The 8,300-nt window shown below is 43.3% G+C and carries 6 protein-coding genes and 2 rRNA genes (1 of these 8 running past the window's edge); 4 read left to right on the top strand and 4 right to left on the bottom strand.

Features of this window, described 5'->3' with window-relative positions:
- Nucleotides 1-1,105, top strand: a 23S ribosomal RNA gene (locus AC5FX4_RS13150); it begins 1,778 nt to the left of the window's first position.
- 94 nt (nt 1,106-1,199) lie between these two features.
- A 5S ribosomal RNA gene (rrf, locus tag AC5FX4_RS13145) occupies nt 1,200-1,314 on the top strand.
- A 778-nt stretch (nt 1,315-2,092) separates the two neighbouring features.
- Here the strand turns inward: rrf and AC5FX4_RS13140 are convergent.
- From AC5FX4_RS13140 to AC5FX4_RS13130, 3 genes are all read right to left on the bottom strand, one after another.
- Nucleotides 2,093-2,476, bottom strand: coding sequence for a hypothetical protein (locus AC5FX4_RS13140; protein WP_493606825.1), 384 nt, complete (start codon nt 2,474-2,476; stop codon nt 2,093-2,095).
- A 95-nt stretch (nt 2,477-2,571) separates the two neighbouring features.
- Nucleotides 2,572-3,273, bottom strand: coding sequence for a metal-dependent hydrolase (locus AC5FX4_RS13135; RefSeq protein ID WP_493606824.1), 702 nt, complete (start codon nt 3,271-3,273; stop codon nt 2,572-2,574).
- Between the two features lie 143 nt (nt 3,274-3,416).
- Nucleotides 3,417-4,160: a YciK family oxidoreductase gene (locus tag AC5FX4_RS13130; protein ID WP_493606823.1), complete on the bottom strand. Its 744-nt coding sequence runs from the start codon at nt 4,158-4,160 to the stop codon at nt 3,417-3,419.
- 184 nt (nt 4,161-4,344) lie between these two features.
- Between AC5FX4_RS13130 and AC5FX4_RS13125 the strand changes: the two genes are divergently transcribed.
- Both AC5FX4_RS13125 and sohB read left to right on the top strand, forming a co-directional pair.
- Nucleotides 4,345-6,786: a VolA/Pla-1 family phospholipase gene (locus tag AC5FX4_RS13125; protein WP_493606822.1), complete on the top strand. Its 2,442-nt coding sequence runs from the start codon at nt 4,345-4,347 to the stop codon at nt 6,784-6,786.
- A 77-nt stretch (nt 6,787-6,863) separates the two neighbouring features.
- Nucleotides 6,864-7,871, top strand: a complete 1,008-nt coding sequence (sohB, locus tag AC5FX4_RS13120; protein WP_493606821.1) for a protease SohB — start codon at nt 6,864-6,866, stop codon at nt 7,869-7,871.
- Between the two features lie 53 nt (nt 7,872-7,924).
- Here sohB and AC5FX4_RS13115 read toward each other — a convergent pair whose 3' ends face one another.
- The gene (locus tag AC5FX4_RS13115) at nt 7,925-8,299 is read right to left on the bottom strand and encodes a PH domain-containing protein (protein WP_493606820.1); all 375 of its coding nucleotides are present in this window, start codon (nt 8,297-8,299) and stop codon (nt 7,925-7,927) included.
- Nucleotide 8,300: the final 1 nt, after the last annotated feature.

Below are 8,300 nucleotides of genomic sequence, written 5' to 3'. Positions count from 1 at the left end.
AAATCGTAAGATGACGTATACGGTGTGACACCTGCCCGGTGCCGGAAGGTTAATTGATGGGGTTAGACGTAAGTCGAAGCTCTTGATCGAAGCCCCGGTAAACGGCGGCCGTAACTATAACGGTCCTAAGGTAGCGAAATTCCTTGTCGGGTAAGTTCCGACCTGCACGAATGGTGTAACCATGGCCACGCTGTCTCCACCCGAGACTCAGTGAAATTGAAATCGCAGTGAAGATGCTGTGTACCCGCGGCTAGACGGAAAGACCCCGTGAACCTTTACTACAGCTTGGCACTGAACATTGAGCCTACATGTGTAGGATAGGTGGGAGGCTTTGAAGCGGTGACGCCAGTTACCGTGGAGCCGACCTTGAAATACCACCCTTGTATGTTTGATGTTCTAACTTAGGCCCCTAATCGGGGTTGAGGACAGTGCCTGGTGGGTAGTTTGACTGGGGCGGTCTCCTCCCAAAGAGTAACGGAGGAGCACGAAGGTTGGCTAAGTACGGTCGGACATCGTACGGTTAGTGTAATGGTAGAAGCCAGCTTAACTGCGAGACAGACACGTCGAGCAGGTACGAAAGTAGGTCATAGTGATCCGGTGGTTCTGAATGGAAGGGCCATCGCTCAACGGATAAAAGGTACTCCGGGGATAACAGGCTGATACCGCCCAAGAGTTCATATCGACGGCGGTGTTTGGCACCTCGATGTCGGCTCATCACATCCTGGGGCTGAAGTCGGTCCCAAGGGTATGGCTGTTCGCCATTTAAAGTGGTACGCGAGCTGGGTTTAGAACGTCGTGAGACAGTTCGGTCCCTATCTGCCGTGGGCGTTTGAGAATTGAGAGGGGCTGCTCCTAGTACGAGAGGACCGGAGTGGACGAACCGCTGGTGTTCGGGTTGTGATGCCAATTGCATTGCCCGGTAGCTACGTTCGGGATCGATAACCGCTGAAAGCATCTAAGCGGGAAGCGAGCCTCGAGATGAGTTCTCACTTTAACTTTAAGTTAACTGAAGGGCCGTTGGAGACTACAACGTTGATAGGCTGGGTGTGGAAGCGTAGTGATACGTTAAGCTAACCAGTACTAATTACCCGTGAGGCTTAACCATACAACGCCAAAGTGGTTTAAGCGACAGAAGTTAGTATTAACTAAAGTAGATTTTTACGAATTATCAGAATTTTTCCAGATTTTATAGAATTTTTCCTGATGACCATAGCGTTTTGGAACCACCTGACCCCATGCCGAACTCAGAAGTGAAACGAAACAGCGTCGATGATAGTGTGGCAGCTGCCATGTGAAAGTAGAACATCGTCAGGATTTTATTTAAAGAAACCCGTTGCATTTATGCGACGGGTTTTTTGCTTTTTGGGGTTTTAAAAAGTTAGTCTCTCAGCGCTTTATAAACTGGCTCACTTCACCTTGCGCAAAAAGAGCGTTTCGCTTCGCTCAAGTCGCTAACCTTTTGCACTGTAGCGTCGATGATAGTGTGGCAGCTGCCATGTGAAAGTAGAACATCGCCAGGTCCAAATAAGAGAAACCCCGATACGAAAGTATCGGGGTTTTTTGCGTTTGGTGCAAAAGTGCTAAATCGTCTCAGGGGAAGCTGAGATTATGTACTTTGATGAAGAGACGAATTAGTGATGCCGCGCGCGAAAACTTAGCACCAATTGCGCGAAAACTGCGAATTTTGTATTTTTGAATAGTTGAAAGGGCTTTTTCTCTCTGAAAGGCTATTAGCCGCCGATCTCGGCGTTGGAGCAAAACGCCAGTTATATTATCTATTGTTCGCTGTACATGAGTTGTTGTGCTTAGTTTTGATCATTCATCTGCATGTGAGACATAACTTTTCTTTGACGTGTCATACAAAGATCATTTGCTACTTGATTACAATAACCATCATTATGGTCGTGATGAGGTATCTAGACAGTGTCATATTTGAAACTAATTTTCTCGATTCAATTTATACCTATTTCATCGTGCTAATAAATATCAGCGTTGTTTTGGTCATGATGAGTTATGCGCTAGGCAAAACGATTAAGCTGATTTCTAGGTAAATAATGACCGATCGGTGCGTATATTTGGGAACTACTCTGAATTATTTATGTTTACATTTTACGAGCAAGCTTGTCATGGCTTCCTTTTTTAGTTGCTTAGATTGCTCGTATTCTTCGCGTGTGCACTTTACTTTACCGTAAATGTCTTTTCTCAGAAGAGTTTCGGCCATCTGCATTTTAGGCTGGTAAATCTTCTTATAGGCATTAAATACGCCTTTGCCATCTCTGCCGAGCTTAGCAATGAGTATGCTGATGTCTTGCTCGGTAATTAATTCGCCTTTCATAAGCGCTTGTCGAATGGGCTCGATAGCCTCATTAAATTCGTTGCGTCTATCTCTGCCTATGTTGAGCGAATAACCTAGCCAGGCACCCAATACCATGCCAATAAAGCCGCCAACAAGCAATCCGACTATCATTTTGGACATAGGTAAACCTGCTATTACTATTCGCTTTTACCTAACAGTGTAATTGATATTGGGAATATTGCCTGAGCTTAATCTTAATAGCTTGGTTATATATTCTAAAGCAGCTGTACATCGGGTAGTAGAGGTAGATGCGCGAATTTCAACTGCCAGTTAGTCAGAATTTGGGTAACGGACTCTTGATATGGGTAAAGCATATATAGAGAAGCTGCAACAATACATACTTGTATTAGGCTGATTAGCGGAGAATTGAGAGACAATGGCTTTAACGCGGTACCAAATGATGCCTTTAGCTCATTGTTATTAATGTCGACGCTGTAACATTCATCAAGTACCAAATGAACAAGCATACCAAGCACGACACTGAGTAAGACGAGCAACGCAAAATGAATAGGGCGACCAACTATTAGCGCGACGTTAGCCGCTAGTAAAGCACACATGAGTACAGAGAGTAACGAGTGACTTGCGCCTCGATGTATGGTGAATTTTTCAAATAGAGGTTTGAGTACATACATAACACCAACATAGGTACCTATCGCACCTAACCAAATGCCAATTAGAGACTCAAACTCGATAAGCCCGGGAAGTGATATCGCGCCACATAATGCAAATATTGAAAACAAACTATTTAGTGATTTTGAATTATCCGCGTCTAAATCTGGCAATAAACCTGCCAAACTGCCAATGATGAAAAGCGTCAAAGTATCAGCTGTGCTGGCAATTGATGTTGCAAGTACAACTGAGCATAACGCAGCGCTTGTGATCACTGATGCTTGTAAATGCGTTGAGAAATTTGCCATTGCTACTCCTTAATGCTGGCAATCAATTTGCTTTATTCGATTTAGTATTTGCTCTTGTGGTGGAGCCACGATGTTGTTGAAGAGACCGAGGATGTAAACCCACTCAATGATATCTTCAACAACAATATTAAGTACCTTAAACGCTATTTAGGCTGCGCGTCTAAAGATTGTCCATTAATGCCAATTGAATCATCACTCATTAGGTATAAGTACGTCGGCATAATGTCTTGAGGTGTTTTTAATGAATCTCTATCTTCACCCGGAAATGCAGCTGAACGCATGTTCGTATTGGTTGCACCTGGGTTAATACAGTTGATGCGGATCCCTGTTTTGCCTACTTCTTCAGACCAAGTCTGCATCATACCTTCAGTTGCAAATTTAGAGATTGCGTATGGTCCCCAAAACTCGCGCCCTTTTCTACCTACGCCTGAAGACGTGAATATAATAGACGCGTTTTCAGCTTTTCTAAGAAGAGGAAACATATACTTAGTGATCATCGCTTGTGCTGTTACGTTAACTTTCATAATGTTTTCAAACGTAGATACACAAAAGTGTTCAAGCGGGCCCAATGAGCCTAAAATGGAAGCGTTGTTGAGTAAACCATCTAATTTACCAAATTGTTGTTCGATAGTGGCTGCCAAATCGCGATAATTTTGTTTGGTTGCACCGCGCATATCGAGTGGAACGATGGCGGGTTGTGGATAGCCAGCGTTAACTATTTCATCATATACGCATTCGAGTTTTTTAGTGGTTTTACCTAATAAAATGACGGTTGCACCGTGTTTTGCATAGGTGATAGCGGCAACACGGCCTATGCCGTCACCTGCACCGGTTATTAAAATCGTTTTATTCTCTAGGGCATTAGCCGGGGCATTATAATCGTGCATTCTTAACCTCAACTGGTAAATTTTGCACATTTTACCACAGGTTATCGCATTTATTGTAAATATAGGTGGCGAAAGGCTACACTTTACGTTAACTTTAACTGGTCTAATGTCTTATTAAAAACACTATTACATAGATTTAACGAATTAGAACATAAATAATAATAAGATTATGTCGGAGCCTAAAATGAAAAAAATGCTACTCTCACTCGCGATTTCTTCAGTCCTTGTTGGCTGTGGTGGCGGTGAAACTTTAGAAGATGTAAAAAAAGAAACTGCCCCTGTATTACCTACTGCCTCAATTAAATTCGACCCATCAAATAGTGTAATTTCCGTTCCAAATGACTTGTTACTCAGTGGTACAAAAGATGGCACACTTAATCTTCCTGGTGAACTTGACGAAAACGGCAGCCCAGCTGTAACACGCGCGCATTATGCATCGCCTTCACTTGCGCTAGGCGCATTGGATGGTTGGTCTACACAGATGCCATATGTTATTGATCTGGATGTACCTGAAGGATACGCAATTAGTGCTCAGTCTGCGAGCGATCCATCGTCAGTGCGTATTTTTGAAGTGGTAATGGGCGCAGATCAAAGTGATGAGCAATGTAAAGCTGTACCTGCGGGTATCGCTTGTCGCTTAGTTGGTGAATTAGAAAATGGCCTAACGGGTGACTTTATCTCTGTGCTAAATAGTACCGGTGATGGCATTGCAATTCAGCCGCTTAAACCTTTTAAAGCGGGCAAAACATATATTACTGTACTAACCGATTCGCTAAAAATGGATGATGGTCGTTCAATTAAAGCGTCTTCCACATACACTTTATTGCGTCAAGAAGCGCCTTTAGTGACTGATACCCAGTTAGCACTTCAAGCGGTAGTAAGGAGTTATGAGAGTGCCGTTACGTCTGATGGAAGTCTCGCGAAAGAAAACATTATTTACTCTGCCGCAGCGACAATGCAATCAGTAGGCCCAGTAGTTGGTACGATTAAAAAGCTGATGGCAGCGAGCTTAGCAACAGGGACGAATCCCAAACTGACAGTGCCAGAGCAGCCTATGATGACGGTATCGGATGTACTTGCAGCTGTGATCCCTGATCCTACTGCACGTGCACCTTTCCAAGCAGTGCAGTACATGCGTGGTAGCATTCAATTGCCTATGTATTCTGCGAAACCTGCATCTAAAGATCCAGCAAGTGCAGCTGATACGTACTGGCGCGCACAGTGCGATAGCGCGGTTGCTGTTCAAGGTTATAAAGCGTTTGTAGGGGGGGTATTGCCAGAACCTCAAGCCGATACAAATGATGCAGCGTGTGCAGCTATGTCTGGTGGGGTTTTACGTGACTTTGGCTTAGATAGCACACGTTTCTTAACTAAGTACAACACTATCCCACAAGTTCAATGGTTGGCAAATGTACCAGTTCAAATTACTAAACCAATCCCAGCAGCGTTCGGAATAGAACAACCAGCTACGGGTTGGCCAGTGGTTATTTTGCAGCACGGTATAACTACAAGTAAAGAAGCGATGCTGGGCTTAACGCTTGCGTTAAGTGCACAAGGTTTTGCTACCGTTGCCATCGATCACCCAATGCATGGTGAACGTGGTTTAGATATTGATGGTGATGGCATTGATGACTTCAATGCGACTGACGGTAAGGGTTCTGTGCTTTCTTACATGAACCTCTCTTCGCTATTGGTTGCGCGTGACAATTTACGTCAATCATCAGTAGATTTACTTGGGTTACGTCTAGGGTTGAACTTCGTGAGCCCAACAGTCGGATTAAACCCAACTCAAGTGAGCTTTGTTGGTCACTCGTTAGGTTCGGTGGTCGCGCCAAGTTTTATCGCGCACGCAAACATGCCTCTAGCTGATAATGTGGATCCTTTATTTAAAGTAGATGCTGCTGGTTTAGCGAGCGGTGGCAGCGGTATCGCAAGTTTCTTAGCTGAATCTGAAGAGTTTGGTCCTTTCGTACAAGGCTCCGTGTTGTTAGCTGCGAATAATCTAGCTTCTAAAGGGTTTATTACCTACATCGCAACCGATGCTGCGTCACTTTGCCCTGTTGAGGGTCTTGAAGTTAACCCAACAGATCCTCGTTATTTAGCGGCTGTTGCACCATGTGCTTATAGCTATTATGTGAAGCATCTAACAGAAACCAGTGATACACAATCTCTTGCTGCTGTTAAAAGCATTATTCAGCAATTTGTGTACGCAGCTCAAACAGCACTAGATAGTGGTGATCCGCTAAATTACGCAAGCGCTGTACAGCAGCTACAAACGCCTATTTATATGAGCGTTGTGACAGGTGGTGTTGATGGTAACAAGCCTGATACGGTTATTCCGCCAACGACTGCAAACCCGCTATCTGGTAGTACTCCTTTAGCGCGCATGATGGGATTACAAACTGTATCTGAAACTCAAGCATCAGCTACACCAATGAGCTATGTTGTTAATTTCAGTCAGGGTAACCATGGTTCGATAGTAACTACATCGTTCCGTGAAAATGCACTTGGTACGCCGCAAGGCCATGCAATGGCAACGGTTGAAATGCAAACACAATTGGTTTCTTTCTTGAAATCAAAAGGTTTGTATCTGCAAATAACTAATCCAGCAGTTATTGCTAATTAAGTGTAATTGATTCACTATGATAAGCCGCTGTTTAGCGGCTTTTTTTATGATTCATTGTTTATTTCTAGGAGTCTGCATTGGCATTTTTATATGAATATGGCTTGTTTTTAGCGAAAGCGGTTACCATCGTTTTGGCTGTTGGTGCGCTTGTTGTTATTGTGGTTGCGGGCGCGAGTCAGAAGCCAAAAGGGGAGTCAGGTGAGATTGAGCTTAAAGACCTTTCTGAGCAAATGCTTGAACGTAAAAATCGTTTTGTTGAGCAAACGCTAGATAAAAAGGCGCTCAAAGCATATCGAAAAGAATTGAAAAAGAGCGATGACGAAGAGCCGCAAGGTACGGTGTTTGTTGTTGATTTTATTGGTAGTATGGATGCACATGAGGTTAAAAACCTCAGAGAAGAGATCAGTGCCATTCTAAATATTGCTGACAAGAGCAAAGATCAAGTTTTAGTCAATTTAGAAAGCGGTGGTGGCGTTGTACATGGTTATGGTTTAGCAGCATCGCAACTTAATCGTGTAAAAGGCTATGGGCTGCCACTCACGGTATGTATTGACAAAGTAGCCGCTAGCGGCGGTTACATGATGGCATGTGTTGCAGATAAAATTATTGCTGCGCCATTTGCGATTGTTGGCTCTATCGGTGTGATTGCTCAGATACCTAACTTCAATAAAATTCTGAAAAAAAATGATGTCGACTTTGAACAGATCACGGCGGGTGAGTATAAGCGTACCTTGACGATGTTTGGAGAAAACACGGATAAAGGTCGTGAAAAGTTTAAAGAAGAGATTGAACATACCCATGGTCTTTTTAAAACCTTTGTTTCTGAACATAGACCTCAGCTCGATATCACAAAGGTTGCTACGGGCGAGCATTGGTTTGCTACTCATGCAAAAACGTTTGATTTAGTTGATGAAATTAGTACAAGTGATGATGTACTTATGTCTCTAGATAAAACACATCAACTGTACAAAGTGACTTATCGAAGCAAAAAGAAACTGGCTGAAAAAGTGGGATTGGGTATGAGTGCCGCGCTTGAAAAATTGGGCTTATCAATTTGGTCCAAAATCAATGATGCGCGTTTCTGATCAGCTGTTTTAATGACTAGAGCGGCAATAGCCGCTCTTTTTTTGAATAAGCGTTACAGGGCGTATGTACTAATAATGCGGTATACGTCGTTGATGTTATCTCCCGCCTTAAACTCCTTACAGATTGGTTCAGGATCTGAGCCAACCCATATTTTTAGCTCCGAATCTAGGTCAAAGTGACCAGCGCTCTCTTTGCTAAACTTTGTAATTTTGTTGTACGGAATAGTCAGGATTTCTACTTTCGAGCCAGTTACGCCTTGTTTATCAATCAATAATAGTCGCTTGTTTGTGAACACGAACATATCTCTGATAACCTGATAGGCTTTTTCAATACGTTCGTTTTCTGTCAGTGTATTTTCGAGTAGCTCATCCAGCTTATCGCTATCTACTTCGCTTGCATTTCCTAAGATACCGCTTAAAAGTCCCATG

Source organism: Pseudoalteromonas sp. ATL1 (assembly GCF_058933015.1).
This window is presented reverse-complemented; position numbering and strand designations above follow the sequence as displayed.

Bases quoted from the DNA above. Each gene is read 5' to 3' on its own strand.
- AC5FX4_RS13130 (WP_493606823.1), bottom strand. From the start codon at position 4,160: ATGCACGATTATAATGCCCCGGCTAATGCCCTAGAGAATAAAACGATT.
- AC5FX4_RS13140 (WP_493606825.1), bottom strand. From the start codon at position 2,476: ATGTCCAAAATGATAGTCGGATTGCTTGTTGGCGGCTTTATTGGCATG.
- AC5FX4_RS13135 (WP_493606824.1), bottom strand. From the start codon at position 3,273: ATGGCAAATTTCTCAACGCATTTACAAGCATCAGTGATCACAAGCGCT.
- AC5FX4_RS13115 (WP_493606820.1), bottom strand. From the start codon at position 8,299: ATGGGACTTTTAAGCGGTATCTTAGGAAATGCAAGCGAAGTAGATAGC.
- AC5FX4_RS13125 (WP_493606822.1), top strand. From the start codon at position 4,345: ATGAAAAAAATGCTACTCTCACTCGCGATTTCTTCAGTCCTTGTTGGC.